Here is a 26,682-nt window from a genome sequence, read left to right as displayed (position 1 = left end):
GACCGGAACTGCTCACTCGCCGGTGGGCGCGGTGGGCGCGGTGGACGTCGGGGCTCGTGCCGCGGTGGGCCGGGTGGGCAGCAGCGCGGTGAGCAGGCCGAGGGCCAGGCAGGCGGCGGCGCCGATCAGGCCGATCGCGGTGTAACCGCTGCTGGGCGGGAACGTCGCGCCTGCCGGGGTCACCGCCTCCAGCACGGTCGCGCTCAGCGCGCTGCCGAGGGCGAAGCCGATGTAGCGCAGCACCTGGTTGAGGCTCATCGCGCTGCCGGTCTCGCCGGCCGGGACGGCGGCGACGATCAGCCCGGGCAGGGCGGCGAACACCGTGCCGACGCCGAAGCCGGCCACCGCCATGGCCGCGAACAGCTGCCACAGGTCCGCGCGGACGAAGGCGAACAGCAGCTCGCCGGCCCCCAGCACCGCCGCACCGACCGGCAGCACCAGCCGTGGCCCGCCGAACCGGTCGAGCCGGCGGGCCACCCGGCTGGCGGTGAAGCTGGCCAGCGAGAACGGCAGCAGCACCAGGCCGGCGACGACGATCGAGGTGCCGAACCCGTAGCCGGTCGACGCCGGCTCCTGCGCCAGCCGGGGCACCGAGGACAGCAGCAGGTAGTTCGCCAGCCCGACCAGCAGGGCGGCGCCGTGTGCGGTGGCGGCGTCGCGGCCCCGGGCCAGCCGGAGGTCGACCAGCGGCGCCGCGGCGCGCAGCTGCCAGACCGCCCAGGCCACCAGGCTCACCAGGGAGACGGCGGACAGGCCCAGCACACCGGGTGAGGTCCAGCCCCAGGTCTCGCCCTCCCCGAGGGCGAGCAGGCCGGTGGCCAGGGCGGTGCCGAGCAGCAGCGCGCCGAGCACGTCCAGCCGGCGGGGCGCCACCTCCGGGGACGGCGGGTAGACCACCGCGGCGGCGGCGAGGGCGAGCGCGCTGGCCGCGGCGCCGAACCAGAAGGCGGCGTGCACCCCGCCGACCTGGGCGATCGCGCCGGTGAGCGGGTAGCCCAGCCCGACCCCGGCCGCGACGGTGACCGACAACGCCGCCACGGTGGAACGGGACCGCTCGCCGGCCAGCGCGGTGCGGGCGGTGGCGATGGCCAGCGGGGTCAGCCCCAGGCCCAGCCCCTGCAGCGCCCGGCCGGCGACCAGCCAGCCCAGCCCCAGGGGCAGGGCGGCCAGCACGTTGCCGACCAGCACCACGACCAGCACCACGAGGACGACGGTGCGCCGGTGCCGCCCGTCGCCGAGCCGGCCGATCACCGGGGTGGCCACCGCCCCGACGAGCAGGGTCACCGTCAGCGACCACTGGGCGCTGCTGACCGGCACGTCGTTGGCCTCGGCGATCGCCGGGATCAGCGGGGCGCCCAGGCTGCTGATGACCGCGACCAGCATGGCCAGGAACAGCAGCACCGGCACGAGCGCCGGCCGGGCCGGGGGAGCGGGAGGCGTGGTCACGTCGTCCCACGGTAGTTGCAGGCTGCACCATCCACGGGGTGCGGCTCCCGCCCAGCGGCAGGTGGGTAGCGTCGCCGGCGTCGGGGGCTGTCGATGTCGAGGGAGCGGGATGCCGGACTGGGTGCAGGACGCGGTGTGGTGGCACGTCTACCCGCTGGGCTTCGTGGGCGCCGAACGCGAGGCGACCGACGTCGTCACGCACCGGCTGGACCGGCTGACCGGTTGGCTGGACTACGCGGTCGAGCTGGGCGCGAACGGCCTGGCCCTCGGCCCGGTGTTCGCCTCCAGCACGCACGGCTACGACACCGTCGACCACGGCCGGATCGACCCGCGGCTCGGTGACGACACCGACTTCGACGAGCTGGTGGCGGCCGCCCACGACCGGGGTCTGCGGGTGCTGCTGGACGGGGTGTTCAACCACGTCGGCCGCGAGCACCCGGCGTTCCAGGCGGTCGTCGACCGGGGGCCCGACGCGCCCTCGGCGGCGTGGTTCCGGCTGCGCTGGCCGGAGGGGTGGCAGCCCGGCGTCGTCCCGGAGTACGACACCTTCGAGGGCCACGGCCAGCTCGTCGCGCTCGACCACTCCGCCCCGGTGGTCGCCGACTGGGTCACCGAGGTGATGACCCACTGGCTCGACCGCGGCGCCGACGGCTGGCGGCTCGATGCCGCCTACGCCGTCCCGGCGTCGTTCTGGGCGACCGTGCTGCCCCGGGTGCGCGAGCAGCACCCGGACGCCTACCTCGTGGGCGAGGTCATCCACGGCGACTACGCGCAGGTGGTGCGGGAGTCGACGATGGACGCGGTCACCCAGTACGAGCTGTGGAAGGCGATCTGGAGCTCGCTCAACGACGGCAACCTGCACGAGCTCGCCCACGCCCTCGGCCGGCACGACGGGTTCCTGGACACGTTCGCGCCGCTGACCTTCGTCGGCAACCACGACGTCACCCGCATCGCCAGCCGGCTGGACGACGCCCGGCACCTGCCGCACGCGCTGGCGGTGCTGTTCACCGTCGGTGGCACCCCGTCGGTCTACGCCGGTGACGAGCAGGCCTTCACCGGGGTCAAGGAGGACCGCGCCGGCGGGGACGACGCCGTCCGGCCGTCGTTCCCCGACTCCCCGGACGAGCTCGCCCCCTTCGGTGAGCCGACGTACCGGCTGCACCAGGAGCTGATCGGGCTGCGCCGCCGGCACCGCTGGCTGCACACCGCCCGCACCACCCCGCTGCACCGGGACAACCGGCAGTTCAGCTACGCCGTGGCGGGCGAGGGCCAGCGCCTGGTGGTGGCGCTGAACCTGGCCGACACCGCGGCGACCGTGCCGGCGGCCGGGGTGGGCGAGCTGCTCGCGGGCGCGGCGACGGTGAGCCGGGACGCCGTCCGGCTCGAGCCGCACGGCTGGGCCGTCCTCACCGGCTGACCGCCGGGCCGGGCGGCGGCCGTGTTGGCGAACACGGCCGGACGGGACGCGGGGGACGGGACGTGGGGGACGGGGCGTGCGGCACGGGGCGATCGGCGTGCCGGGTGGGACGCGCCGTCGGTGAGGGAACTCACCGGCGGCGGCGGGAAGACCTGACGGACGGGGGGTGTCGTCCCTGTACGTGACCGAACCAGCGATCCGGACGCCGTCCCGCGCCTACGTGATCTGGCTGATCGGCCTCGTGGCCTACGCCGTCGCGATCTTCCACCGCGCCTCCCTCGGCGTCGCCGGGGTGGAGGCGCAGGAGCGGTTCTCCGCCGGGGCGTCGGCGATCTCGCTGTTCCTGGTGCTGCAGCTGGCGGTGTACGCCGGGCTGCAGGTGCCGGTCGGGGTGGCGCTGGACCGGTTCGGGTCGCGGAAGATGATCGTCGCCGGTGCGGCGACCATGGCGGCGGGCCAGCTGGTGCTCGCGCTGGCCGACGGCGTGCCCACCGCGATCGCGGCCCGCGTGCTGGTCGGCGCCGGCGACGCGATGACGTTCATCAGCGTGCTGCGGCTGGTGCCGCTGTGGTTCCCCGGCCGCACCGTGCCGGTGGTCACCCAGCTGACCGGCATCCTCGGCCAGGTCGGGCAGATCGTGGCCGCCTACCCGCTGGTCGCGCTGCTGCACTCGGCCGGCTGGACGCCGACGTTCCTCGGCGCGGCCGCGGTCGGGGTGCTGGTCGGCGTGCTCGTGCTCGTCGCGCTGCGCGACGCCCCGCCCGGCACGCCGGCGCCGTCGGTGGCCGGCCTGGACGCCGTCCGGGAGAACCTGGCCGCCGCCTGGCGGGAGCCGGGCACCCGGATCGGCCTGTACACCCACCTGGTCACCCAGTTCTCCGGCACCGTCTTCGCGCTGCTGTGGGGCTACCCGTTCCTGACCGTCGGCCAGGGCCTCCCGGCGGGGACGGCGGCGGGGCTGCTGACCCTGCTGGTGCTGGTCGGCATGGCGTTCGGCCCGCTGCTGGGCCAGCTGGTGGGCCGGTGGCCGCTGCGCCGGTCCAACCTGGTGTTCGGCATCCTCACCGTCACCGCCGCCATCTGGACCGTCGTCCTGCTCTGGCCCGGCCCGGCACCGCTGTGGCTGCTGGTCGTGCTGGTGCTGGTGCTGGGCACCAACGGCCCCGGCTCGATGATCGGCTTCGACTACGCGCGCACCGAGAACCCGGTCGAGCGGTCCGGCAGCGCCACCGGCGTGGTCAACGTCGGGGGCTTCTTCGCCTCGCTGTGCACCGTGCTGGCCATCGGCTTCGTGCTCGACGCGCTGACCCCGGGCAGCTCCACCGACTACTCGCTGGACGCGTTCCGGGCGGCCTTCGCGGTGCAGTACCTGTTCTGGGCGATCGGGCTGGTCGGGGTGGTCCGCCACCGGCGGCAGCTGCGGGCGCGGCTGGCCCGGGACGGCGTCGTCCTGGTGCCGCTGGTGACCGCGGCCCGTGCCCGGTTGCGGGGCGGATCGGCCTACCCGGCGGCCCCCCGCCAGGACGGCTGACCGCTCAAGTCGACCGGCTCTCCCCGGCGCGGTCGGCGTAGGCGGCCACCAGGTCGCCGTCCAGCGCGCAGCGCACCCGGCGGTGCAGGTCGTGGACCGCCGCTGCGTCGTCCTCGGCCGCCTGATCGGGCAGCTGCGCGACGGTGTTCTCGGCCGCCCGGGCGATGTCCGCGCGCTGTTGGTCGTCCCGGCAGGAGACGGCGACGTCGCGGAGCATCTGCAGGATCGAGGTGAGCACCGTCGGCTCGCTGCTGCCGTACCGGCGCAGCTGCCCGCAGGAGAGCTCCAGGTAGTACTGCAGGTCGCGGTCGGGGACGACGGCCCGGGCGGCACCGTCGCCGTCCCGGTGCACCGAGGGGCCGAGGCGACTGCCGACGATCCGGCTGAGCAGGTCGCCCATGTGCCCCAGGGCGGTGGCGGCGGTGACCGGGTCGTTGATGGCGGGGGAGACGGCCTTGACCGCGATGTCCTCCAGCTGGCGGAAGCCGAAGCCGGCGTCCTGGTCCAGCGTGCGCTCGTAGCCCAGGTCGATCGACCGGCGCACCTCGTCGGCGAACCCGCCGGGGACGTCGCGGCCGGGCCCGGCCCAGAGGGTGGCGATCGGGGTGCGCCGGACGACGTGGTCGCCGGGGCGGGTCTCGATCCGCACGACCCCGTCGTGCTGCCGGGCGGCGCGCACCAGCCGCTCGACGTCGACCGAGCGCACGTAGCCGCTGTCCGTCGCGTGCACCAGCTGCCCCGCGGACTGGTCCAGGCCGAGCTGGTCGGGGTCGTCGAGCGGCTCGTCGTGGTCGGGGTAGAAGGTCTCGATCGCGATCCGGGTCTCGTCGTGCACCTTGAGCATCAGCGTGTCCACCCGCAGCAGCCGGGTCATGTGCGCGATGAAGGTCAGGCCGGCGGCGAAGCCCGCGATGCCCAGCAGCAGCGCCAGCAGCGCGCTGACCGTCGGCACCGGGGAGCCGCTGTCCAGCTGGCGGATCGCCACGATCGGGAAGACGAAGGCCGCGGTCAGGGTGGAGAGCACGCTCTTGGAGACGCGGTCGCGGGTGACCTCGCGCAGCAGGCGGGGGGAGAACTGCTGCGAGGCCAGCTGCAGTGCCACCACGGTGAGGCTGAACGTCAGGGTGGTCACCGTGATCACCGAGGTGGTGACCACCTGGAAGAGCGTGGACGCGGCGTCCTGGTCGCCGGGCCACAGGTGGGTCAGCCAGCCGCTGGTGGGCCGGATGCGGGTCAGCAGCAGCGCGGCGACCGCGGCGAGCACCCCGGCCACCGTCGGCCCCAGCCACAGCGGCAGCCGGGAGCGCTCGGCGCTCTTCCCGGGCCGGCCGCTCACGGCGTGCGCCGGCCGAGCACGACCGCGTACTCGTAGCGGCGCCCGTCGCGCTCGACCGGCAGCACCAGGTGCTCGACGTCGACGGCGCCGGGCACGCCGGACAGCCGGTCGGCGAGCTCGGGTGCGGGGTCGCTGGACCAGATCGCCAGCACGCCCCCGGGGCGCAGCGCGGCGAGCGCGGTGGCCAGCCCGGCGTCGGAGTACAGCCCGGCGTTGGCCTGGTGCACCAGGAACGCCGGGCCGTTGTCGACGTCGAGCAGCACCGCGTCGTAGCGGCCGGGGGAGGCGGTGAGGTGGTCGGCCACGTCGGTGACGTGCAGGGCCAGCCGCCCGTCGCTGGTGGGCAGCGCGGGCAGCAGCCCGCGGCCGGCCCACTCGACCAGCGGCGCCTGCAGCTCGGCCACGTCGACCACGGCCACCCGGGGCTCGGCCAGCGCGGTGGCCGCGGTCCAGCCCAGGCCCAGCCCGCCGACCAGCACCTGCAGCCCGTCACCGGGGCAGCGGGCCAGGGTCTCGGTGGCCAGCGCCTCCTCGGTGGAGGTGTCGACGTCGTCCATCGCGAAGACGCCGTCCACGACGAGCTCGAGGTGGGCGGCGCCGTCGTCGGTGGTGCGCCGGCGCAGCGCCACCTCGCCGTGCGGGCCGCTCGCGCGGCCGAGCTCGGTGACGGTCATCGCGGACGACGCCGGTCGGGCGAGGGGGCGGGGCGGGCGGACAGCGGGGCCTCCGGGTGGTCGCGCAGCGGCGGGGCAGGGCCCGACTCTGCCACGACCGCGATCACCGCACCGGCCGGTGCTCGGGTGGCTCAGCGGCTGCGGAACCGGAGGGCCTGCCCGGGCCGGAGCTGGGCGCACCGGTCGACGTCGGCGTCGGTCACGTAGCCGATCACCGGGTAGCCGCCGGTCACCGGGTGGTCGGCGAGGAAGAGCACCGGCAGCCCGGACGGCGGCACCTGCAGCGCGCCGCGGACCATCCCCTCGCTGGGCAGCTCGCCCGAGCGCGACCGGTCCAGCGGGGCGCCGTCCAGCCGCAGGCCGACCCGGTTGCTCTCGCTGGTGACCGACCAGGGCTGCCCGGTGAGCCCGGCCCAGCCGGCGTCGCCGAACCAGTCGGCCCGCGGGCCGGGCAGCACGGTGACGGTGAGCTCGCCGGCGGCCGGCTCGGGCACCGGGGCGACGTCGACCCCCGGCGCGGGGTCGACCGGTGGGCCGACCGGCAGGACGTCGCCGGTGCCGACGACCGGTGGGCCGAGGCCGGCGAGCACGTCGGTGGCCCGGGAGCCCAGCACCGGCTCGACGGTGATGCCGCCACGCACGGCGAGGTAGGTGCGCAGCCCGCTGACCGGCGGGCCCAGCCGGAGCTCCTGCCCGCGGTGCAGCACGACCGGTGCGGCGTGCGGCGCGCCGGGGCAGCGCGCGCCGGTGGTGACCACCAGCAGGTCGGCCTCGGCGCGGACGGCCAGCCCGCCGAAGGTCACCTCCAGCACCGCGGCGTCCGCGGGGTTGCCGACCAGCCGGTTGGCCAGCGCGGCCGATGCCCGGTCGCAGACCCCGGAGCGGCCGATGCCCAGCGCGGCCTGGCCCGGCCGGCCGAGGTCCTGCACGGTGGTCAGCGGGCCGGTGGCCAGCACGGTCAGGCTCATCGGGGCACCGCCGTGAAACGCACCCGGGTGCCCGGGCGGAGCAGGGCGGCGGGCTCCCGGTCGAGGTCGAAGACCGCGACGTCGGTGCGGCCGATCAGCTGCCAGCCGCCCGGTGACTCCCGCGGGTAGACGCCGCTGAACTCCCCGGCCAGCGCCACCGAGCCGGGCGGCACCCTGGTGCGCGGGGTCGCCCGGCGCGGCACGTCCCAGGCCCCGGCGGGCTGGGTGCGGTAGCCGAAGCCGGGGGCGAACCCGCAGAAGGCCACCGTCCACTCCGCGCCGGTGTGCCGCTCGACCAGCCCGGCCGGGGTGAGGCCGAGCAGCTCGGCGGCCTCGGCCAGGTCCGCGCCGTCGTAGTGCACCGGCAGCTCCACGGAGTCGCCGGCGGCCTGCGCGTCCGGCCGCGGGGTGGTCGCCCGCACCGCGTCGGCGACCGCGGCCAGCGTCGTGGCGGCCGGGTCGGTCACCAGCAGCACGGTGCGGGCCGCCGGGACGACGTCGACCACGCCGGCCGGCGGGTCGGCGCTCAGCGCGGCGTAGAGCGCCAGCACGTCGTCCAGCCCGTCGAGCTCGACCAGCAGGGCGGCGCTCCCGCTGGGGAGCAGGCGCATCAGGCGGCGAAGGGGGCCAGTTCGACCCCCGCCGTGGTCAGCGCCGCGCGCACCTGCCGGGCGATCTCGACGGCGCCCTGGGTGTCGCCGTGCACGCAGATCGAGCCCGGCCGCAGGGTGAGCTCGCCGCCCTCGACGTCCCGGATGGGCTCGCCGGCGGCCATGGCGACGCACCGGGCGGCGATCTCGGCCGGGTCGTGCAGCACCGCCCCGGGCAGCCGCCGGGAGACCAAGGTGCCCTGCGGGGTGTAGGCGCGGTCGGCGAAGGCCTCGTGCACCACGGTCAGGCCGGCCTCGGCGGCCAGCCGCAGCCACGCCGAGCCCGGCAGCCCGAGCACCGGGAGGGTGCGGTCGTAGGCGACGACGGCGGCGACCACCGCGGCGGCCTGCTCCTCGTGGTGCACGATCGCGTTGTACAGCGCGCCGTGCGGCTTGACGTAGCGCACCCGGTCGCCGGCGATCCGGGCGAAGCCCTCCAGCGCGCCGATCTGGTAGACGACGTCGGCGGTCAGCGCCTCGGGCTCGACGTCGATGAACCGGCGGCCGAAGCCCGGCAGGTCGCGGTAGCCGACCTGGGCGCCGATGGCGACGCCGGACTCGACGGCCGTGGCGCACACCCGCCGCATGATCGAGGCGTCGGAGGCGTGGAAGCCACAGGCGACGTTGGCGCTGGTGACCACGCCCAGCAGGGCGTCGTCGTCGCCGAGCGTCCACTGGCCGAAGCCCTCACCGAGGTCGGAGTTCAGGTCGATCCGGGTCATGGGTCCAGCCTCCCTCACGCGAACAGGTCGATGACCGGGCGGATCGAGTTGACCGCCAGGTACAGCGTGAGCAGCCAGGCGACCCAGCCGATGACCAGCAGCCAGCGCGGGTAGCGGTAGCCGTCGAGCAGGTCGGTGCGGCGGCTGGCCACCCACAGCAGGACGGCGATGCCGATCGGCAGCAGCAGCCCGTTGAACGCCCCGGCGAACACCAGCAGCGTGGTGGGCGCGGTGCCGATCAGCACGTAGACCAGCGAGGTGAACGCGATGAACCCGACGACCAGCAGCGTGCGGGTTCGGTCCGACGTCCGGGTCCGGGAGGTCACGAACGACACCGAGGTGTAGGAGGCGCCGATGACGCTGGTGATCGCCGCGGCCCACAGCACGATGCCGAACACCCGCAGGCCCACCTCGCCGGCGGCCTGCTCGAAGGCCGACGCCGCCTGGTTGGCCGGGTCGAGCGCCGCGCCGCCGGTGACCACGCCGAGGATCGCCAGGAAGAGCACCACCCGCATGACCGCGGTGATCAGGATGCCGGTGACCGAGCCGCGGGTGATGTCCCGGACCCGGCCGGGGCCGGAGACCCCGGAGTCGAGCAGCCGGTGGGCGCCGGCGTAGACGATGTAGCCGCCGATCGTGCCGCCGACCAGCGTGGTGATCGCCAGGACGTCGATCTCCTCGGGCAGCACCACGTTGCGCAGCGCTTGGCCCACCGGCGGCCCGGAGGTGATCGCGACGTAGGTGGTGAGCACGATCATCACCAGCCCGAGGACGACGACGATCCGGTCGACCGCCACCCCGGCCCGCTTGCTCAGGAAGATGCCGATGGCGATCAGCGCCGACAGCGCCCCGCCGAGCTTCGGGTCGAGGCCGAGCATGGCGTCGGTGCCCAGGCCGGCGCCGCTGACGTTGCCGATGTTGAACACCAGCCCGCCGATCAGCAGGAAGGCGGCCATCACCCAGCCCAGGCCCGGGGCGACCAGGTTGCCCAGCTCCTGGGCGCGCCGGCCGCTGACGCCGATGACCCGCCAGACGTTCAGCTGCAGGGCGATGTCGATCAGGATCGAGATGACGATCGCGAAGGCGAACGCGGCACCCAGCTGCACGGTGAAGGTGGTCGTCTGGGTGATGAACCCGGGGCCGATGGCCGAGGTGGCCATCAGGAACATCGCGCCGAGCAGGGTGGAGCGGGTGCTGGAGGCCAGCCGTCCGCCGGGGGCGGTGGACGGCTCGGCGGGGCTGCGTTGCGGTTCGGCGGCCATGACTGCTCCCGGTTCGGGTGAGGGGGCCACCTGCGGTGGCGACGGGTGGAGCTGTTGGCGGTCGAACCTAGGGAGTTGTTGAACAATCCTTCAAGGGGATCGCACGACATTCAACTGCGCGGACACACCAGGAGACGGCAGGATGGCGGCATGCCCGCGCCCGCCGACACCGCCTGGTTGCGCACCGTGGCGCACGAGGTGCGCAGCTTCGACCGCTCCAGCACCGCCGAGCGGGTGGCCGAGCTGCTGCGCTCCCGGGTCATCGAGGGCGACCTGCCGCCGGGCACCCGGCTCTCGGAGGAGCAGCTGGTCGAGGTGCTGCACGTCAGCCGCAACACGCTCCGCGAGGCGTTCCGGCTGCTCACCCACGAGGGGCTGCTGGTGCACCGGCTGCACCGCGGGGTCTTCGTGCCCCAGCTCGACGAGGACGACCTGGTCGACCTGTACCGGCTACGGCGCACGATCGAGTGCGACGTCGTCCGCCGGCTCGAGGGGCTGGACCCGGTCCGGCTGCGGCCGCTGCACGACGACGTCGCCGCCGGTGAGGACGCCGCCCGGCGCGGTGACTGGGTCGCTGCCGGCACGGCCAACATGCGCTTCCACCAGCACCTCGTGGCCCTGGCCGGCAGCCGGCGGATCGACGAGACCACGGCCCGGCTGCTCGCCGAGCTCCGGCTCGCCTTCCACGCCGTCGCCGTCCCGCAGCGGCTGCACGAGCCCTACGTCAGCCGCAACCGGGCGCTGCTCGACCTGCTGACCGCCGGCGAGGTCGAGCAGGCGGCCAAGGAGCTCGAGGCCTACCTGCACGACTCGGAGGCGGAGCTGCGAGCCGCCCACCGCGACCTGGTCCGCACCGCCCCGTGACCACCCCCACCCGGAACCGGAGGACCCCGTGACCACCCTCGTCCCCGCCGCCGACCCCGCTGCCGCCCGGGCCGCGTTCCGGTCCGGGCTCGCCGTCCCCTCCTCGGGGTGGGCGCCCGGGCACACCCAGGCCAACCTCGTCGTGCTGCCCCGCGACTGGGCCTGGGACATGCTGCTGTTCGGGCAGCGCAACCCCCCAGCCGGTGCCGTTGCTCGACGTCACCGACGCCGGCTCCTGGGAGACCGCGCTCTCCCCCGGCGCCGACCTGCGCAGCGACCTGCCGCGCTACCGGGTCTGGCGGGACGGCGAGCTCGTCGGTGAACCCACCGACGTCACCGACCTGTGGACCGGGGACCTGGTCGCCTTCCTGATCGGCTGCAGCTTCAGCTTCGAGACCGCGCTGCTGGACGCCGGGGTGCCGGTGCGCAACATCGAGCAGGGCCGCAACGTGTCGATGTACCGCACCGACCGGCAGTGCCGGCCGGCCGGGCGGCTGTCCGGGCCGCTGGTCGTGTCGATGCGGCCGGTACCGGGGCACCTGGTGGCCACCGCGGTGCAGGTGACCGCCCGGATGCCGCAGGTGCACGGGGCCCCGGTGCACGTCGGGTCGCCGGCCGCGCTCGGCATCGCCGACCTCGCCCGCCCCGACTTCGGCGACCCCGTCGAGCTCGCCGACGGCGACGTGCCGGTGTTCTGGGCCTGCGGGGTGACCCCGCAGGCGGCGCTGATGGCCTCTCGCCCGCCGTTCGCGATCACCCACGCGCCGGGGCACATGTTCGTCACCGACGTCCCGGACGCGGTGTACCGGCAGCTCTGAGCCGATCAGCGCTCGGCGGCCCGGAAGCAGGCGGCGATGCGCTCCTCCTGGGCGGCCTGCTCCGCGCTGGACAGGTCGCCGGTGTCGGAGCCCCAGCTCAGCCCGAAGCCGTCGCCCTGGAACTCCACCGGGAGCCCCAGCGCCTCCAGGCACGGCGCGACCAGGGCCTCGTCGACCTCACCCGTCGGGTACACCGGCCACGACGCCGGCTGCCGGGCCATGATCGGGGAGACGGGCAGCTGCCCGCCGTCCGGCGTGGTCAGCCGCACCTCCCCGGCGGTCCAGGTGAGCGGGGCGGGCACCACGCCGACCGGCACCCCGTCGACCGTCCGCAGCGGGTCGTGGTCGCGCACCAGCTGCCCGTCCGGTGCCCGGTCCAGGCTCGGCGAGTACTCGGCCGTCAGGCCCGGCTCGGCGAGCACGACCAGTGGACCGGCGTCCTCCGGGGTGTCCAGCAGGGCCAGCCGATCACGCCCGCTGATCGGCAGGGAGCTCAGCAGCGGGGTCATCCTCGCCGGCTGGGCGCCGCGTGGGCCGGTGAACCACGCCCAGGCCCACTCGGCGCCGGACTGGGCGATGACCACCGCCCAGCGCTGGTCACCGGGCAGGTCGGCGGCGTAGACCACCCGCTGGGTCCCCGGCACGGGTGCTGGCGCACCCCAGGTGGGCACCTCGTCGTCCGAGCCCGACCAGCTGGCCTCCGCCATCGCCGCGAGGAACTCCTCGTCGCCGGCGAGGGAGCCGCGCGTCGGCACGTCGTACAGCGCCGGGGGCGGGGTGACGAACGGCGTCCAGCTGGCCGGGGCGGCGGCGCGGTCAGCGGGGGGCTCGGCCACGGCCGACCGGGCGAGCGACGCCCCGGTGCCCAGCAGGACGACGGCCAGCGCGCCGGCGACCCAGCGTGCGGCGCGGTGCCGCCGGCGGGAGTCGAGGGCGACCGCGCGGGCGGCGGTGTCGTCGGCCGGAGCGCACGAGGCGGCGAGCTGCTCGAGCCGGGCGGCCACTGCCCGGGCCACGTCGTCGGTCACGTCGGCCGCCGGTAGATGGCGTCGGGGTCGTTCTCCCGGTCGGCGTCGGAGGCGGGGACGACGGCGCCGACCTGTGGGCGGTGAACCCAGGCGGTGATGTGGTGGTGGTTGCCGGAGGGGTCGTGGTCGCCGGCGGCGGTGGTCGTGGTGGGCTGGGGCGCTGGGGTGCCCGGCCGGCGGTAGGCGGCGTAGGGGTCCTGGTCGCCGGCGGCGGTGGTCGTGGTGGGCTGGGGCGCTGGGGTGCCCGGTCGGCGGTAGGCGGCGTAGGGGTCCTCGTCACCGGCGAGGGTGGTCGTGGTGGGCTGGGGCGCTGGGGTGCCCGGCCGCCGGTAGGCGGCGTAGGGGTCCACGTCACCGGCGAGGGTGGCCGGCGTGGGCTGGGGCGCTGGGATGTCCGGCCGGCGGTGGGTGGCCTGCAGGTCGTCATGGTCGAGTGCCGGCGGCTGCTCAGGCCACGGTCGGTCGGCGGTCTCGTCCGGTGGGTCGTCGGGGAGCAGGGCGTTCAGCACGTCCAGGGCGGCGGCCAGCGTGGCACCGACCTCGGCGGCGGAGCAGCCCAGCAGCGCGGCGGTGGCGTCCTCGTCCAGGGCCTCGCGCAGCCGGAGCACGGTCACCGCGCGGGTGTGCGGGTCCAGCTCGGCCAGCGCCTGCAGCCACCGGTCGCCGTCCTCGTCCTGCAGGTCGGTGACGAGCCCGCGGGCCGGGAGCCCGGAACGGCCCAGGGCACCGGCGACCAGGGCGGCCCGCGCGTCGGCCACGGCGGCGGCCGGGGAGTCGAGGCGACGCCAGCACCGGTGCACCCCGGCGAGGGCGGCGACGAGCAGGTCGTCGGCGTCGACCGGGTCGGCGGCCAGCAGCAGCGCGGTACCGCGCAGGCGCTCCTCGTGCTCGGCCACGAAGGCCGGGAACGCCACACCGCGCTGCTCCACGCCCACCCCTCGGGTCCGCTGCCGTTGGCGGCACCGTATCGGTGCGATCGCGTTCCGTCTGCCAGGCGGCACACTCGACGCTCATGGACACCTCCGAACCCGCGGTGGTCGCCCGCCTGCGGGCGGCGGGTTGCGTCTTCGCCGAGGAGGAGGCGGCGCTGCTGGCCGAGGCGGCCGCGTCACCGGTCGAGCTCGACGACCTGGTCGCGCGGCGGGTGGCGGGGGAGCCGCTGGAACAGGTGGTCGGCTGGGCGGAGTTCTGCGGCCTGCGCTTCGTCGTCGAGCCCGGCGTGTTCGTGCCCCGGCAGCGCACCCGGCTGCTGGTGCGGGAGGCCGTGGCGCTGGCCGCGCCGGGCGCCGTCGTGCTCGACCTGTGCTGCGGGGTCGGCGCCGTCGGCGCAGCTGTCGCGGCGGCCGTCGGGGCGGTGGAGCTGCACGCCGCCGACGTCGACCCGGTCGCCGTCCGCTGCGCGCGCCGCAACGTGCCCGGTGCGGTCTGGTGCGGTGACCTCTTCGACCCGCTGCCCGGGTCGCTGCAGGGGCGGGTCGGCGTGCTGGTGGCGAACGCGCCCTACGTGCCCACCGAGGCGATCGCGTTGATGCCGCCCGAGGCGCGCGACCACGAGGCGCGGGCGGCGCTGGACGGCGGACCGGACGGGCTGGACGTGCAGCGCCGGGTGGTCGCCGGCGCGCCGGACTGGCTGGCACCGGGCGGTGCGCTGCTGATCGAGACCAGCCGGCAGCAGGCGGACCGGACGCGCGCGCTGTGCGCCGCGGCGGGCCTGGCTGCCCGGGTGGTCACCGACGACGACCTCGCGGCCACGGTGGTCGTCGCCGTCCGCGCGCCCTGAGACGCCGACGGCCCCCTCCCGGAGGGGAGGAGGGCCGTCCGCGGTGCTGGGTCAGGCGGGCTGGACGCCGAACGCCGTCGCCAGCTTCTCGATCTTGCGGGCGCGGCCGAGGCGGGGCAGGTCGCTGCCGTCGCGGATGACCTGGCCCCGGGCCTCGAAGTCGGCGAGGAAGTCCCGGGCCCAGGCGACGTCGGAGGGCGCCGGGCTGATGACCTCGTTGATCACCGGCAGCTGGTCCAGCTGCAGGCAGAGCTTGCCGGTGAGGCCCAGGGAGACGGTCAGCGCCGACTGCTCGCGCAGGATCGGGTGGCTGGCGCTCACCGTGGGGCCGTCGATCGGGCCCGGCAGGCCGCCGACCCGGCTGGCGATGACCAGGCGGGAGCGGGGGTAGGCCATCGCCAGGTCGTCGGCGCTGGTGCCGGTGTCGCGGCGGTAGTCACCGCTGCCGAAGGCCAGCCGGAACGCGCCGCGGGCCGAGGCGATCCGCACGGCCTCCTCGATGCCGAGTGCGGACTCGACCAGCGCGAGCACCGGGGTGGCACCGCCGAGCCGGTCGTAGGTCTCGGTGACGTGCTCGGCGGCCTCGGTCTTGGCGAGCATGACGCCGGCGAGGCCGGGCATGCCCTTGAGCGCGTCGACGTCGTCGGACCAGAACTCCGTCGAGCGGTCGTTGATCCGCACCCAGGCCCGCTTCTCGGGATCGCCCAGGTACTGGGCGACGTCCGCCCGGGCGCCGGGCTTGCGGGCCGGGTCGACGGCGTCCTCGATGTCGAGCACGACCTGGTCGGCGCGCGACTCGATCGCCTCGTCGAAGAGCTCCGTGCGGGCGCCGTTGACCAGCAGCCACGACCGCGCGATACCGGGATCTACGTTCCGTCCTCTGTGCACCGGGCCATTGTGGTGGCAGACACCATCCACGTCTCCTCGGGGGTCTCGGCCGGGGTGTCGGGATCGCCGGCCAGGACAACGGGTGCGCCCTCTCGATGCCCGGCGGCCGCAGGGTCAGGCCGCGCGCCTGCCGAGCAGGTCGAGCAGCCCCACCCTCCAGTCGACGTCGACCCGGCGCCCGGCCCAGTCGCGCGGACGCACGAGGTCGAACCGCACCAGCTCCGGCTCGCGACCGGGCGTGCGTGCGTCGGCCCACAGCAGGGCCAGGTGGTCGCGCCGGCGCAGGTCGGGAGCGCCGTCGATCGCCAGCTGCAGGCGCTGCTGGGCGACCGGCGCCTGCCGGTAGAAGTCACGCAGGCCCTGGGTGTCGGCGGCCGGCAGCTCGCCGTCGTCGGAGTGCCACACCCGCAGCACCTCGGTGGGGGTGCGCAGGATCAGCCCGCTCATCGGCAACCCGAGGTTCTCGTTGCCCGGGTCGACCAGCTCCAGCTGCGTGCCGAAGGGGTGGTCGTCGTGCTCGGCGTAGGGGCGCAGCCGCTCCATCGCCTCCCGGCGGACCAGCTGGTGGTCCAGGTGCCGGTCGGCCGCGGGCAGCCAGCCGTGCGCTGCGTGGATCTCCCGGCTCACGGTCAGGCCGCCGAGCAGCGCGTCGCGCACCTCGACCAGCAGCGGCTGCAGTCGCCGGAAGGCGGCCTCGGGGCTGTTGTCCACGTCGCGCAGTCTGCCGGGCGGGGGTGACAGTCCGGGCCCGCGGCGCGGCAGGATCACCGCGTGTCCACCCCACCGCCCACGCCGTCCACCCCGTCCCGCCGCGTCACGGTGGTGACCGGCGGCAGCCGCGGCATCGGTGCGGCCACCGCCGTCCACCTCGCCCGGCAGGGCCACGACCTGGTCGTCGGGTACCGGTCGGGCCGCGTCGAGGCCGAGGACGTGGTGGCCGCAGCGCACGACCTCGGCGTGCGGGCGGTCGCCGTGCGCGTCGACGTCGTCGAGCCCGAGGACGTCGACGCGCTCTTCGCGGCAGCCGCCGTCCTGGGGCCGGTGACCGGGCTGGTCGCCAACGCCGGGCTGACCGCGCACCTCGGCGACCTCGCCGACACCCCGGTCGACGTCGTCCGCCAGGTGCTGGACGTCAACCTGCTCGGGGTCGTGCTCTGCGTCCGGCGGGCGGCGCAGCTGATGTCCCGGCGCCGCGGCGGATCTGGCGGGTCGATCGTCACCGTCTCCTCCAGCGCCGCGACGCTCGGCTCGGCGCACGAGTACGTGCACTACGCGGCGGCCAAGGCCGGGGTCGACGCGCTGACCGTCGGGCTGGCCAAGGAGCTCGCCGACGACGGGGTGCGGGTCAACGCCGTCGCCCCGGGGCTGGTGCGCACCGGCATCCACGCCGGAGCCGGGGACGCCGGCCGGCTCGACCGGGTCACCGCGCGGGTGCCGATGGGGCGTCCGGGGGAGCCCGAGGAGATCGCCCCGGCCATCGCCTGGCTGCTCAGCGACGAGGCGGCCTACTGCACGGGCGCGGTGCTCCGGGTGGCCGGCGGGCTCTGACGCACCACCGCGGGCTCGGGGTCGCTCGACTCCGAGCGGTCGCCACCGGGTGGACGGCGGGGTGAACGCTCGGCCGGCGGTGTGCGGGCTCGTCCCGAGTCGCCTCGTGGCCATGTCGCCTCGTCGAGACGTCGGCTTGTCGGCTCGTCGGGACGTCGTCCTGTCGACACGTCGCCTTGTCGGCATGTCGTCTTGTCGTCTTGTCGGGACGGCGTCGTGCTGGTACCTCCCGGTGTGCGGACCCGGGACGTCGACCGGCCCGGCGCCCGGGGCACGTCTCCTCCGGACGGTCGCCCCGACTGGGTGCTCGGTCCGTCGCGACGCGCTCGAGCCGGGGCGTCGTCCTGTCAGGAGATCGTCCCGTTGGAGGTGTCGTCTCGTCGAGGTGCCGTACGGGCTGAGCCCTCATCGACGGGCGGTGGCCGCGGGCCTTGGGGGAGTGGTGGTCACCTCGGGCGCGGGACGTCCTCGGGCTGGACGTCCTGCTCGCCGGCGGCACCACTGGTCAGGTGAGGCACGCGGTGGCCACCCGGACGGGGGCTTCCTCGGGCCGGCCGTCCCGCTCGACGGCGGCACCGCTGGCGTTGCTCCGTCGGCGACGCTGCAGCACAACCGACGCTCGAGCGCACCCCTGGTCAGGACCGCCGAACTGCGCTCAGCGCCGTCATGGTGGCCTCCGGCGAGCTGCGGGAACTGTCGTACCCCGGCCGTAGGTTCGGGGTGTGTTCGAGGCCGGCGGGTTCGGGGTGGGGGTGACGGTGTCGCGTGCCCGCCGGTCGGCGCCCCAGCCGTTGCCGCCGTTGCCGGCGGGGGTGCGTCGGCGGCGCAGCCGGTTGTCGGAGGTGTTGGAGCCGGCGGGGTTCGACGATGCGGGGTTGGTTGGTGAGCTGGCGTCGATCGCGGATGTGCGGGCGCAGTTGGCGGCGTACGAGGCGGCGGTGGTGGCGGAGTTGGCCCGCCGTCGGCCGGTGGAGTCGGATCTGACCGAGGAGCAGCCCGGGCACGGGGTGGCCGGGTGGGTGCCGGATCGGGTGCCGGTGGGGGTGAGTGAGTTCCTCGCCGATGAGCTGGCGGTGATCGGCGGGGTGTCGCGGTCGGCGGCGACGGTGCTGGCGGAGCGGTCGCTGGTGCTGGTGCACGAGTTGCCGGCCACGTGGGCGGCGTTGGCCGATTCGTTGATCGACCCGCCGCGGGCCCACGCGATCGCCAGGGCGCTGGGTGGTCAGTCGGCCGACGCCGGTGGGGTGGTCGCCCCGGGTGTGGTGGGGGAGGTGGAGGCGCGGGCGCTGGGGTGGGCGCGGGCGGGGGAGACCCCGCGGCGTTTGCAGGAGCGGGTGGCGGCGGCGTTGATCGCGGTGGATGAGGCGGCGGCGGACCGGCGGCGGAAGAAGGCCGAGCGGCTGGCTGATGTGACCGTGCGCGGGCTCCCGGATGGGATGGCGGAGCTCTCGGCGACGTTGCCGGCTCCGGTGGCTGCGGCGTGCCGGGAGGCGGTGGACTGCTACGCCCGGATGGCCAAGGCCGATGGTGAGGCGCGGCCGGTCGGGCAGCTGCGGACGATGGTGCTGGCCGATCTGGTGCTGCGCCCGTGGGACAGCTCCCGGGAACCGGTCACCGCACACCTGACCGTGCTGGCCCCACTACCGGTGTTCGCCACCGGCCCGACCGCGCACAGCAGCCCGACCGCGCACGGCAACGCGACTGGGCCTGGCAGCCCGCGCGCGCACGGCAGCCCGACCGTGCACGGCAGCCCGAGCGGGCACGAGGGCCCGGGCGCGTACGGCGATGCGGACGCCGCGACAGTCGACGGGGCGCCGATCACCGCCGCCCAGCTGCGGGAACTGCTAGAGCAGCTGGACGCGCTGTGCCCGGGTGGGCTGCAGGCCCCGGCCGGTGGCACGTTGAGCATCTCGCTCACTGACCCGCACACCGGCGCACTACGCGCGACCGTCACCCGCCCGGAGCTGGAGCGGCTGGCCCGCCGCGGCTGTGTGCAGCATGCGCCGGGCACCGACTGTGGCTGCGCGGTGCTGGACCGGCCACCGCCGGTCGACCGGTACCAGCCCACCCCGGCGCAGCGCCGGTTCGTCCAGGCCCGGGACCGCACCTGTCGGCATCCCGGCTGCCGTCGACCGGCCGCCCGCACCGACCTGGACCACGTCCGCGCCCACCGCGACGGCGGCGCCACCGACTGCGCCAACCTCTGTTGCCTGTGCCGCCGGCACCACCGGCTCAAGACCCACGCTCCCGGCTGGCGGTACCGGATGACCCCCGAGGGCACCCTGCACGTCACCACGCCCTCCGGCGTCACCCGCACCACCCGACCACCCGGCCTCCGACTCCCCGCCGCCGCCCAGCTCATCGGCGCCGGCGCGCCACCCGACGCCGACGACCCGCCACCGTTCTGACCGGTTCGCCGTGGGCGGAGCCCGCGCTCAACTGGGCCATCTGCCACCGCGCGGATCGGCGGGGCGTGCCCGGCTCGTGCGCTGGCTGCCGCCACCGCGGGCCCTGGACCCGCCGTCGTCCTGACCAGCACACCGGTCCAACGTCGAGACCAGCGGTGCGGATGTGACTGGTGTGGTGAACGGCCGGTCCGCGCGTACGTCGAGTCGCAGCGGGGTCCGCCGCTGCCGATAAGAGCAGCGTGACCCGTCATCACCTGGCAGAGGGCTCGCCGCGGAGCCCGCAGTGGTTCGACCCGGCGCACCAGGCCGACATCCTCGCCGCGTTCGACAGTCAGCTGGCTGCCGGGCTGCACGACCGTGGTCCGCACAGCCCGCGACCGGAGCGGGTCCGCGAGCTCGGCCAGCTGGCCGCGGCGAGCGCGCTCCCGGCCCGGGCCGCGCTGCTCCGCTGGGGCGCGCTGCCCGGTTCGGTCCGCGCCCACCTGCTGACCAGCTGGTACGGCACCGTGATCGTCCGGAGCACGGCCGCCTGAGTCGCAAGCCGCCGGCCCACCCCGGCCGCGAGCCGGCGGCCCACCCCGGCCGTGAGCCGGCGGCCCACCCCGGCCGCCGCCCCAGCGTTCCGTCCGGTCATCGGCCGCACCGCCGGCGCCATGTCGCGCCGGCCCCGGGCCCGACCTGGCTGGGTACGGCCAGGTGCGTCGCGGTCGGTCGTCCGAGCGCGGTCCGTCGAACGGCCCGCCCACCGGACCGACCGGCGGTGCGCGCACCCGGCAGCCCGCGAACCGCAGGCGCGCCGACGCCCGGCGCGACCTACGGGCGGGGCACGTTGCGCAGGTTGGCGCGCGCCAGGTCGATCATCTTGCCGACGCCCCCGCCCAGCACCATCTTCGACGCCGAGGTCGCGAACCCACGGACCTGCTCACCGGTGATCGCCGGCGGGATGGACAGCGCGTTCGCGTCGGTCACGAACTCCATCAGCACCGGCCCCGGCCGGGAGAGCCCCTCGGCCAGGGTGTCGCGCACCGCGGCCGGGTCCTCCACCCGCATCGACGGGATGCCCACCGCCGCCGCGATCGCGGCGAAGTCCGTCGGCTCGTGGTCGGTCTCGAAGTCCGGGATGCCGTCGACCAGCATCTCCAGCTTCACCATGCCCAGCGAGGCGTTGTTGAACAGCACGATCTTCACCGGCAGCCGGTGCAGCCGCACCGTGATCAGCTCACCGAGCAGCATCGCCAGCCCGCCGTCGCCGCTCATCGACACCACCTGCCGTCCGCGGTCGGCGAACTGCGCGCCCACCGCGTGCGGCAGCGCGTTCGCCATCGACCCGTGCCGGAACGAACCGATCACCCGCCGCCGGCCGTTCGGCGTCAGGTAGCGCGCCGCCCACACGTTGCACATCCCCGTGTCGACGGTGAACACGGCGTCGTCCGCAGCCAGGTCGTCCAGCTGCGCGGCCACGTACTCGGGGTGGATCGGGCGCATCCTCTCCACCCGGTCCGTGTAGGCGTCCACCACCTTCTCCAGCGACTCGGCGTGCTCACCCAGCATCTGGTCCAGGAAACGGCGGTCGGTCTTGCGCTCCAGCAGCGGCAGCAGCGCCCGGATGGTCTCCCCGACGTCCCCGTGCACGGCCACCTCGATCGGGGTGCGCCGGCCCAGGTGGGCCGCGTCGGCGTCCACCTGCACCGTGCGCGCCTGCGGCAGGAAGTTCACGTAGGGGAAGTCGGTGCCCAGCAGCACCAGCAGGTCGGCCTCGTGCGTCGCCTTGTGCGCGGCCCCGTAGCCGAGCAGCCCGCTCATCCCGACGTCGTAGGGGTTGTCGTACTGGATGACCTCCTTGCCGCCCAGCGCGTGCCCCACCGGCGCCAGCACGTGCCCGGCCAGCTGCATCACCTCGTCGTGCGCGCCCGCGCACCCGGCACCGCAGAACAGCGTGACCGTGCCCGAGGCGTTGATCGCGTCCGCCAGCGCCTGCACCTGCTCGGCCGGCGGACGCACGGGGGAGGGGGCGGACACCATCGCGCTGGGCACGGTTGCGCCCCCGGACTCCTCCGCGGCCAGGTCACCGGGCAGGACGACGACCGAGACGCCGCGACTGCCGATCGCGGTCTGGATCGCGACCCGCAGGTTGTGCGGCATCTGCTTCGGGGTGACCACCTCGCACCAGTGCGAGCACTCCTGGAACATCCGCTCGGGGTGGGTCTCCTGGAAGAAGGCCATCCCGATCTCCTGGGACTGGATGTGCGAGGCGATCGCCAGCACCGGCGCGCCGCTGCGGTGCGCGTCGAACAGGCCCTGCACCAGGTGCGTGTTGCCCGGCCCGCACGAGCCCGCGCAGACGGCGAGCTTCCCGGTGACCTGCGCCTCGGCCGCGGCGGCGAACGCGCCACCCTCTTCGTTGGCGACGTGCACCCACTCGATCCCGTCGGTGTGCCGGACGGCGTCCACGATCGGGTTCAGGCTGTCGCCCACCACCCCGTAGATCCGTTCGACGCCGGCGTCCCGGAGCATCTCGACGAGCTGCCGGGCAACGGTGGGATGGGCCATGGGGACTCCTCAGCGCGTCGGTGGTCGTTCCCTGCACCCGTACCCGGCAGAGCCGTCCGACACCTGGGAGCTCAGTCCCAGGGCTCACCGCAGGCGGCGCAGCGCCCCTCCGCCGTCCGCTCGGTCAGCCGGCCGCAGGCGGGGCACACCTGGTCCAGCCAGCAGGCCGGGTCACCACCTTCGGGCTCGCGCGGCCCGCGGTCGGCCGGGTCGGTCACCGGAGGGCTCAGTCCTCGTCCGGCGGGGCGAAGCGGGCGAGCGCGTCGACCGACGGGCAGGTGTAGTAGGCCCCGCTCAGCGGCGTGAGGTAGCTGGTGAGCCCGTCCCGGATGCCGTCGGTCGCCCCGGCCATCCGGCGGAGCATCTCGTGCAGCCGCCAGCGGTCCTGGGCGAAGCCGACGAACGCCGTCCCGTGGTCGGTCACGCCGCCGTAGGCGACGTTGCGCCGGAAGACCTGCTTCTCCTCGCCGTCCACCTCGAGGGTGGTGCGGGCGACGTGCGCGCTGGGCAACATCACGTCCTCGGGCAGTTCCACGCTGTCGGGCTTGGTGCGGCCCATGTTCATCTCCTGGCCGTACGTGCCCAGCGACTCCCAGGTCGCGCTGTCGTGCCGCCACACCTGGTAGAGCACGACGCTCGCCCCGGCGCCGGGCTGCCCGTCGGGCACGGCGGCCACCCGGGCGGCGGTCAGCAGCGAGGGGTTCTCCGTGCCGTCGACGAAGCCGGTCAGGTCGCGGTCGTGCTGGTACAGCCAGCCGGTGATCTCGGTGCCCACGGTGGCGGTGCCGGCCAGCGCGGCCAGCACCGCGCGGGCGTTGTCGAACACCGCCGTCCGGTTGCCGCCGGCGACCCACACCCAGGCGTCGTGCTGGGTGGCCGGCATCCGGTAGCGCCCAGCGCCGACGACGTCCTCGGTGAAGCCGGCCGCGTCGGCCGGCGAGTCGTCGGGGGCGACCGAGGCCCACAGCTCCGGGCGGAAGCCGACGACGAGGTTGACCCCGCCGGTCGACGACAGCGGCCCGGTGAGCCCGGCCACCCCGCGGACGAGTTCCTCCGCGGTGCGGCCGGGCTCGAGGTCGAGCTCCAGGTAGCAGTGCTCGGGGGTGCCGAGGGCGTAGATGCCGGGCTGGGAGATCACGCCGACACCCTGCCCGACCCCGCAGCGCTGCCGTCAGTCGGAGGTCGGCGGCTCGTCCTTGCCGGCCTCCTCGAGGGCGTCGGCCTCCTCCTTCGTCTTGTGCACCGCCTTGTCGGCGTGCTCCGGCGGGCCGTAGACGGTGTAGAGCACCAGCGGGTTGACCCCGTCGTTGACGAAGTTGTGCTTCTTCCCGGCCGGGACGACGACCAGGTCACCCTGGGCGACCTTCTTCTCCTGGCCGCCGACCTTGGCCTTGGCGGTCCCGCTGACGAAGGTCAGGATCTGGTCGACCTCGTGCACCTCCTCGCCGATCTCCCCGCCCGGCGGGATCGTCATGATCACCAGCTGGGTGTGCTCGCCGGTCCACAGCACCCGACGGAAGTCGGCGCTCTGCTCGGCGACGGTGGCGATGGTGAAGTGCTCCATGGCTGCCGTTCCTCCTCGATCACTCGTTGAACTGCCGGCGCGTGCCGGCTCATGATCAGTCAAGGCCAGACCGGCCCGGGGCGCGATCCGAGACCCCTGGCCGCCGGGTGTCGGGGAGGGCACACTGCGTCGGCGGGCTCACCGCGGCGCCCGGGTCAGCACCGAGGACGACGGAGGAGCACCCAGATGCGCAACCAGCACGACGGCACCGACCAGGAGACCCTCGCGGCGGTCTCCGACACCCTCGACGTCGAGACCGACGACGACGCGGCCGGCTTCTCACCGGCCGACCGCCCCTGGGCCTCCGACGACTGGGGCACCACCGAGCGCGAGGAGGAGGCCGGCGAGAGCCTCTCCGGCCGGCTGGCCCGCGAGCTGCCCGACGGCGGCCGGGACGACGGTGACGGCCTGGGCGACGTCAGCGACACCGACGGCGAGCTGCTCGACGACGAGGTGGGCGACGACCGCGCCGGCCGGCTCGCCGACGGCGGGGGCTCGGACGACGGAGGCCCGGCCGACGGAGGGCTGGCCGACGGGGGGCTGGCCGACCGCGAGGACGAGCTGTACGCCGAGGACGAGGGGGTCGACGGCGGCGCGGCGTCGGCCGAGGAGGCCGCCGTCCATGTCGTCCGGGACTGACCCGGACAGGGGAACCGCCGGTCCGGTCGCGCCGTTCCGCAGGGCAGTAGGACAGGCTGTGCAGGACAGACGGCGTCCTGGCACGACCGGGACCGAGGAACAGGAGACGACGTTGACGGACCAGCCAGGCGGAGCGGTGCACTCGGGCGAGCTGGACGAGGCGGCGGCGGAGCTGACCGCGGCGGACGGCGACGTGTCCACCCGCGCGGTCGTCGAGGGCGGCGTGGTCGTCGGTCACGACGGTTCCGACTGCGCCCAGCAGGCGCTGCAGTGGGCCGCCGCGCTGGCCGAGCGTGCCTCCTGGCCGCTGCACGTCGTCCGGGCCTGGCGGATCGCCACCGCCCCCCAGCCGGCCAGCTGGGAGCCCGGCTACGTGCCGCCGATCCGCGAGTACGAGAAGGCGGTGCAGGCCGACCTCGAGGCCGACGTCCGCAGCGCCCTCGGCGCCGAGCGGGCCGCGACCGCCACCTGCCACGTGGTGCACGCCGCGCCGGTCCGCACCCTGATCGAGGCGGCCGAGGGCGCCGACGTCCTCGTCGTCGGGGCGCGCGGCCGCGGCGGCTTCGCCGGCCTGCTGCTCGGGTCGGTCAGCGACCAGGTCACCCACCACGCACCCTGCCCGGTGACCGTGGTGCGCAGCGACCGCAAGCACTGAGCCGGTGGCCGAGCAGCCGACCCGGATCAGCCCCGACTTCCTGCGGGCGCACACCCGGCTCGCCCGGCCGACGCTCGTGCCGGAGGTCCAGCTGCACGTCGCCGACGACGTGGTGGCGCTGTGGGAGGCGATGGAGACCGAGGGCGGGGGAGCGGGGCAGGACCCGCCGTTCTGGGCCGCGGCCTGGCCCGGCGGGCAGGCGCTGGCCCGGCACGTCATCGACCACCCCGAGCTGGTCGCCGGCCGGCGGGTGCTCGACCTGGGCGCCGGCAGCGGGCTGGTCGCGGTCGCCGCGCTGCAGGCCGGCGCCGCCGGGGTGCTGGCCAGCGACGTCGACCCGTACTCGCACGCCGCGGTCGCGCTCAACGCCGAGGTGAACGGGGTCGCCGGGATCGAGCTCGCCGGCGACGTGCTGGACGACGAGCCCGCGGTGGACGTCGTCCTGGCCGGCGACGTCTGCTACGACCGGGAGATGACCGCCCGGGTGCTGCCCTTCCTCGGCGCGGCCTGGCTCCGCGGGGCCACCGTGCTGCTCGGCGACCCGGGCCGGGCCTACGTGCCCAAGGAGGGCCTGCTGGCCCAGGCCGAGTACGACGTCCCGGACGCCGACGGTGGCCAGGTGCGCCGGACGACGGTGTGGCGGCTGCCCTGAGCGGTGCGGCACATCCGTCACACCAGCCCCAGGGGGCGTGCCACACCTCGCCGTCCTGGGCAACGCGTGTCAGGTCACGACGAAATCGGCCGCCGAGCATTGTCACGCCCCGGTAACGGCCTCTACGTTGGCCAGGTCCGGTCGGACGTCAGGTCCCCAGCCGGGGAGCCCGCACCGGATGCCGCCGAGTCGCTGCACGCAGCGAGCCGGGGACCCACCGCACCACTGGGGTGAATCCCGTCCGGGCACGTGCCCGGCCGGGTAGGGCGACTTCCCGCCCGAACCCGTCAGCTGACCCGGTAGGCGGCCGCGGAAGACCCACGGAGCCCCTCTCTCAATGTCCCGTCGCACCACCGCGCACACGTCGTCCCCGCAGGATCCGGCCACCGAGGTCATCGCACCGGCCGCCGAGCCCGCCACCGAGGTCATGGCCGTCCCGTCGGGCAGTGCGCCCCGCCGCCGGCTGTCCCCGGGTGGGCTGCGTCGTCCGACCCTGTACCTGGCGGTCGCCGCGGCCGGCGCGATCGCGGTGAACGTGTTCATCGCCGGTGAGCCGGACGCCCAGGCCGAGCCCGCCGCGCAGTCGGTGGTGATCGCCGACCGGCTCGGGCTGAGCTCGCAGCAGACCGAGACCGCCCTGACCGACGGTGCGCTCACCGAGCGGCTGGGCGACCTGGCCGCCAACCGCAGCCAGCGGGAGGCCGAGCAGGCCGCGGCCGTGCAGGCCCAGGCCGCCGCCGACCAGGCCGTGCTGGAGGCGAAGGCCGCCGAGGAGGCCCGGCTCGCCGCCGAGGCGAAGGCCGCCGAGGAGGCCCGGCTGGCCGCCGAGGCCAAGGCCGCCGAGGAGGCGCGCGCCGCCGAGCAGGCCGCTGCCGAGGCCGCCGCCGCGGCCGCGAAGCCCGCCGCGCCGAAGCCGGCTTCCCCCCGGCCCGCCGCCGCGGCGTCGTCCGGCAGTGGTTCCTTCCAGGACTACGCGCTGGGCAAGCTCGGCGGGGACGCCAGCGAGTTCTCCTGCCTGGAGGCCCTGTGGGGCAAGGAGAGCGGCTGGAACCCCAACGCGCAGAACCCCCGCAGCACCGCCTACGGCATCCCGCAGTTCCTCGACTCCACCTGGGCGGGCACCGGCATCGCCAAGACCTCCGACGGCTACCGGCAGATCGACGCCGGGCTGATCTACATCGAGAACCGCTACGGCTCGCCGTGCGGCGCGTGGTCGCACTCGAAGTCCACCGGCTGGTACTGACCGACCGCAGCAGCGGGGCCCGGGTCCGATCGGACCCGG

General features: G+C 75.5%; 27 protein-coding genes and 1 riboswitch. Of the genes, 12 read left to right on the top strand and 15 right to left on the bottom strand.

Annotation, left to right across the window (positions count from 1 at the left end):
* Positions 1–12: 12 nt before the first annotated feature.
* Positions 13–1,446: an MFS transporter gene (locus ACJTNH_RS06760; RefSeq protein ID WP_458173894.1), complete on the bottom strand. Its 1,434-nt coding sequence runs from the start codon at positions 1,444–1,446 to the stop codon at positions 13–15.
* A gap of 109 nt (positions 1,447–1,555) precedes the next feature.
* Here ACJTNH_RS06760 and ACJTNH_RS06755 point away from each other — a divergent pair, with 109 nt between their 5' ends.
* Both ACJTNH_RS06755 and ACJTNH_RS06750 read left to right on the top strand, forming a co-directional pair.
* Positions 1,556–2,863, top strand: a complete 1,308-nt coding sequence (locus tag ACJTNH_RS06755) for an alpha-amylase family glycosyl hydrolase (RefSeq protein ID WP_458173892.1) — start codon at positions 1,556–1,558, stop codon at positions 2,861–2,863.
* 181 nt (positions 2,864–3,044) lie between these two features.
* Entirely contained in the window at positions 3,045–4,394 is a 1,350-nt protein-coding gene (locus ACJTNH_RS06750; protein ID WP_458173890.1) for an MFS transporter, read from the top strand.
* Between the two features lie 4 nt (positions 4,395–4,398).
* Here ACJTNH_RS06750 and ACJTNH_RS06745 read toward each other — a convergent pair whose 3' ends face one another.
* The 6 genes from ACJTNH_RS06745 to ACJTNH_RS06720 all read right to left on the bottom strand — a co-directional run bounded on the left by ACJTNH_RS06745 (position 4,399) and on the right by ACJTNH_RS06720 (position 10,006).
* Positions 4,399–5,730 carry a DUF2254 domain-containing protein gene (locus ACJTNH_RS06745; RefSeq protein ID WP_458173888.1) on the bottom strand — a complete coding sequence of 444 codons (1,332 nt, stop codon included), beginning with the start codon at positions 5,728–5,730 and terminating at the stop codon, positions 4,399–4,401.
* Entirely contained in the window at positions 5,727–6,404 is a 678-nt protein-coding gene (locus ACJTNH_RS06740) for a hypothetical protein (RefSeq protein WP_458173886.1), read from the bottom strand. Before ACJTNH_RS06740 ends, ACJTNH_RS06745 begins: the two co-directional genes overlap by 4 nt.
* A 131-nt stretch (positions 6,405–6,535) precedes the next feature.
* Positions 6,536–7,372, bottom strand: coding sequence for a 5-oxoprolinase subunit C family protein (locus tag ACJTNH_RS06735; protein WP_458173884.1), 837 nt, complete (start codon positions 7,370–7,372; stop codon positions 6,536–6,538).
* On the bottom strand, positions 7,369–7,983 hold the full coding sequence (locus ACJTNH_RS06730; RefSeq protein WP_458173882.1) for a 5-oxoprolinase subunit B family protein: 615 nt from the start codon (positions 7,981–7,983) through the stop codon (positions 7,369–7,371). The genes ACJTNH_RS06735 and ACJTNH_RS06730 overlap by 4 nt, the downstream gene beginning before the upstream one ends.
* Complete coding sequence (locus ACJTNH_RS06725; protein ID WP_458173880.1) at positions 7,983–8,744, bottom strand: LamB/YcsF family protein; 762 nt, start codon at positions 8,742–8,744, stop codon at positions 7,983–7,985. The genes ACJTNH_RS06730 and ACJTNH_RS06725 overlap by 1 nt, the downstream gene beginning before the upstream one ends.
* Before the next feature lie 14 nt (positions 8,745–8,758).
* Positions 8,759–10,006, bottom strand: coding sequence for an NRAMP family divalent metal transporter (locus ACJTNH_RS06720; RefSeq protein WP_458173868.1), 1,248 nt, complete (start codon positions 10,004–10,006; stop codon positions 8,759–8,761).
* Positions 10,007–10,156: 150 nt separating this feature from the next.
* Here ACJTNH_RS06720 and ACJTNH_RS06715 point away from each other — a divergent pair, with 150 nt between their 5' ends.
* A complete protein-coding gene (locus tag ACJTNH_RS06715; protein ID WP_458173866.1) occupies positions 10,157–10,870 on the top strand; it encodes a GntR family transcriptional regulator in 714 nt (237 codons plus the stop codon).
* 203 nt (positions 10,871–11,073) lie between these two features.
* Positions 11,074–11,688: a putative hydro-lyase gene (locus ACJTNH_RS06710; protein ID WP_458173864.1), complete on the top strand. Its 615-nt coding sequence runs from the start codon at positions 11,074–11,076 to the stop codon at positions 11,686–11,688.
* 5 nt (positions 11,689–11,693) lie between these two features.
* Here ACJTNH_RS06710 and ACJTNH_RS06705 read toward each other — a convergent pair whose 3' ends face one another.
* Positions 11,694–12,716 carry a hypothetical protein gene (locus ACJTNH_RS06705; RefSeq protein WP_458173862.1) on the bottom strand — a complete coding sequence of 341 codons (1,023 nt, stop codon included), beginning with the start codon at positions 12,714–12,716 and terminating at the stop codon, positions 11,694–11,696.
* Entirely contained in the window at positions 12,713–13,645 is a 933-nt protein-coding gene (locus ACJTNH_RS06700) for a hypothetical protein (RefSeq protein ID WP_458173860.1), read from the bottom strand. The genes ACJTNH_RS06705 and ACJTNH_RS06700 overlap by 4 nt, the downstream gene beginning before the upstream one ends.
* Positions 13,646–13,728: 83 nt before the next feature.
* Between ACJTNH_RS06700 and ACJTNH_RS06695 the strand changes: the two genes are divergently transcribed.
* A complete protein-coding gene (locus ACJTNH_RS06695) occupies positions 13,729–14,496 on the top strand; it encodes a putative protein N(5)-glutamine methyltransferase (protein ID WP_458173858.1) in 768 nt (255 codons plus the stop codon).
* Between the two features lie 51 nt (positions 14,497–14,547).
* Here the strand turns inward: ACJTNH_RS06695 and ACJTNH_RS06690 are convergent, their stop codons facing one another.
* Both ACJTNH_RS06690 and ACJTNH_RS06685 read right to left on the bottom strand, forming a co-directional pair.
* On the bottom strand, positions 14,548–15,384 hold the full coding sequence (locus ACJTNH_RS06690; RefSeq protein WP_458173856.1) for an HpcH/HpaI aldolase/citrate lyase family protein: 837 nt from the start codon (positions 15,382–15,384) through the stop codon (positions 14,548–14,550).
* 114 nt (positions 15,385–15,498) lie between these two features.
* The gene (locus ACJTNH_RS06685; protein ID WP_458173854.1) at positions 15,499–16,095 is read right to left on the bottom strand and encodes a hypothetical protein; all 597 of its coding nucleotides are present in this window, start codon (positions 16,093–16,095) and stop codon (positions 15,499–15,501) included.
* A gap of 60 nt (positions 16,096–16,155) precedes the next feature.
* Between ACJTNH_RS06685 and ACJTNH_RS06680 the strand changes: the two genes are divergently transcribed.
* The 3 genes from ACJTNH_RS06680 (at position 16,156) to ACJTNH_RS06670 (ending at position 19,873) form a co-directional block, all read left to right on the top strand.
* Positions 16,156–16,932 (top strand): SDR family oxidoreductase, encoded by a 777-nt coding sequence (locus ACJTNH_RS06680; protein WP_458173852.1) that lies wholly within the window; start codon positions 16,156–16,158, stop codon positions 16,930–16,932.
* 875 nt (positions 16,933–17,807) lie between these two features.
* Positions 17,808–19,340: an HNH endonuclease gene (locus ACJTNH_RS06675; protein ID WP_458173850.1), complete on the top strand. Its 1,533-nt coding sequence runs from the start codon at positions 17,808–17,810 to the stop codon at positions 19,338–19,340.
* 239 nt (positions 19,341–19,579) lie between these two features.
* Complete coding sequence (locus tag ACJTNH_RS06670) at positions 19,580–19,873, top strand: hypothetical protein (RefSeq protein ID WP_458173848.1); 294 nt, start codon at positions 19,580–19,582, stop codon at positions 19,871–19,873.
* A gap of 280 nt (positions 19,874–20,153) precedes the next feature.
* Here the strand turns inward: ACJTNH_RS06670 and ACJTNH_RS06665 are convergent, their stop codons facing one another.
* The 4 genes from ACJTNH_RS06665 to ACJTNH_RS06650 all read right to left on the bottom strand — a co-directional run bounded on the left by ACJTNH_RS06665 (position 20,154) and on the right by ACJTNH_RS06650 (position 23,454).
* Positions 20,154–21,890: a pyruvate dehydrogenase gene (locus ACJTNH_RS06665; protein WP_458173846.1), complete on the bottom strand. Its 1,737-nt coding sequence runs from the start codon at positions 21,888–21,890 to the stop codon at positions 20,154–20,156.
* Between the two features lie 71 nt (positions 21,891–21,961).
* Positions 21,962–22,108, bottom strand: a complete 147-nt coding sequence (locus ACJTNH_RS06660; RefSeq protein WP_458173844.1) for a hypothetical protein — start codon at positions 22,106–22,108, stop codon at positions 21,962–21,964.
* 8 nt (positions 22,109–22,116) lie between these two features.
* Entirely contained in the window at positions 22,117–23,028 is a 912-nt protein-coding gene (locus ACJTNH_RS06655) for a Dyp-type peroxidase (RefSeq protein ID WP_458173842.1), read from the bottom strand.
* A gap of 33 nt (positions 23,029–23,061) precedes the next feature.
* Positions 23,062–23,454 (bottom strand): cupin domain-containing protein, encoded by a 393-nt coding sequence (locus ACJTNH_RS06650; RefSeq protein ID WP_299951686.1) that lies wholly within the window; start codon positions 23,452–23,454, stop codon positions 23,062–23,064.
* A gap of 186 nt (positions 23,455–23,640) precedes the next feature.
* Here ACJTNH_RS06650 and ACJTNH_RS06645 point away from each other — a divergent pair, with 186 nt between their 5' ends.
* From ACJTNH_RS06645 to ACJTNH_RS06630, 4 genes are all read left to right on the top strand, one after another.
* Positions 23,641–24,093: a DUF5709 domain-containing protein gene (locus tag ACJTNH_RS06645; protein WP_458173840.1), complete on the top strand. Its 453-nt coding sequence runs from the start codon at positions 23,641–23,643 to the stop codon at positions 24,091–24,093.
* Between the two features lie 112 nt (positions 24,094–24,205).
* On the top strand, positions 24,206–24,748 hold the full coding sequence (locus ACJTNH_RS06640; RefSeq protein WP_458173838.1) for a universal stress protein: 543 nt from the start codon (positions 24,206–24,208) through the stop codon (positions 24,746–24,748).
* Positions 24,749–24,752: 4 nt separating this feature from the next.
* Entirely contained in the window at positions 24,753–25,400 is a 648-nt protein-coding gene (locus ACJTNH_RS06635) for a class I SAM-dependent methyltransferase (protein WP_458173836.1), read from the top strand.
* A gap of 172 nt (positions 25,401–25,572) precedes the next feature.
* Positions 25,573–25,721: riboswitch (cyclic di-AMP (ydaO/yuaA leader) on the top strand.
* A 16-nt stretch (positions 25,722–25,737) separates the two neighbouring features.
* On the top strand, positions 25,738–26,643 hold the full coding sequence (locus tag ACJTNH_RS06630) for an aggregation-promoting factor C-terminal-like domain-containing protein (RefSeq protein WP_458173834.1): 906 nt from the start codon (positions 25,738–25,740) through the stop codon (positions 26,641–26,643).
* Positions 26,644–26,682 lie beyond the last annotated feature (39 nt).

The sequence above is a fragment of the Modestobacter lacusdianchii genome (genome assembly GCF_054177765.1).
The sequence above is the reverse complement of the archived record's forward strand: the minus strand, read 5'-3'. Positions and strand labels throughout refer to the sequence as shown.

Excerpts from the sequence above, each read along its gene's own strand:
- ACJTNH_RS06735 (WP_458173884.1), bottom strand. The coding sequence starts at position 7,372 with ATGAGCCTGACCGTGCTGGCCACCGGCCCGCTGACCACCGTGCAGGAC.
- ACJTNH_RS06650 (WP_299951686.1), bottom strand. The coding sequence starts at position 23,454 with ATGGAGCACTTCACCATCGCCACCGTCGCCGAGCAGAGCGCCGACTTC.
- ACJTNH_RS06715 (WP_458173866.1), top strand. The coding sequence starts at position 10,157 with ATGCCCGCGCCCGCCGACACCGCCTGGTTGCGCACCGTGGCGCACGAG.
- ACJTNH_RS06665 (WP_458173846.1), bottom strand. The coding sequence starts at position 21,890 with ATGGCCCATCCCACCGTTGCCCGGCAGCTCGTCGAGATGCTCCGGGAC.
- ACJTNH_RS06695 (WP_458173858.1), top strand. The coding sequence starts at position 13,729 with ATGGACACCTCCGAACCCGCGGTGGTCGCCCGCCTGCGGGCGGCGGGT.
- ACJTNH_RS06730 (WP_458173882.1), bottom strand. The coding sequence starts at position 7,983 with ATGCGCCTGCTCCCCAGCGGGAGCGCCGCCCTGCTGGTCGAGCTCGAC.
- ACJTNH_RS06630 (WP_458173834.1), top strand. The coding sequence starts at position 25,738 with ATGTCCCGTCGCACCACCGCGCACACGTCGTCCCCGCAGGATCCGGCC.
- ACJTNH_RS06740 (WP_458173886.1), bottom strand. The coding sequence starts at position 6,404 with ATGACCGTCACCGAGCTCGGCCGCGCGAGCGGCCCGCACGGCGAGGTG.
- ACJTNH_RS06725 (WP_458173880.1), bottom strand. The coding sequence starts at position 8,744 with ATGACCCGGATCGACCTGAACTCCGACCTCGGTGAGGGCTTCGGCCAG.
- ACJTNH_RS06755 (WP_458173892.1), top strand. The coding sequence starts at position 1,556 with ATGCCGGACTGGGTGCAGGACGCGGTGTGGTGGCACGTCTACCCGCTG.
- ACJTNH_RS06645 (WP_458173840.1), top strand. The coding sequence starts at position 23,641 with ATGCGCAACCAGCACGACGGCACCGACCAGGAGACCCTCGCGGCGGTC.
- ACJTNH_RS06720 (WP_458173868.1), bottom strand. The coding sequence starts at position 10,006 with ATGGCCGCCGAACCGCAACGCAGCCCCGCCGAGCCGTCCACCGCCCCC.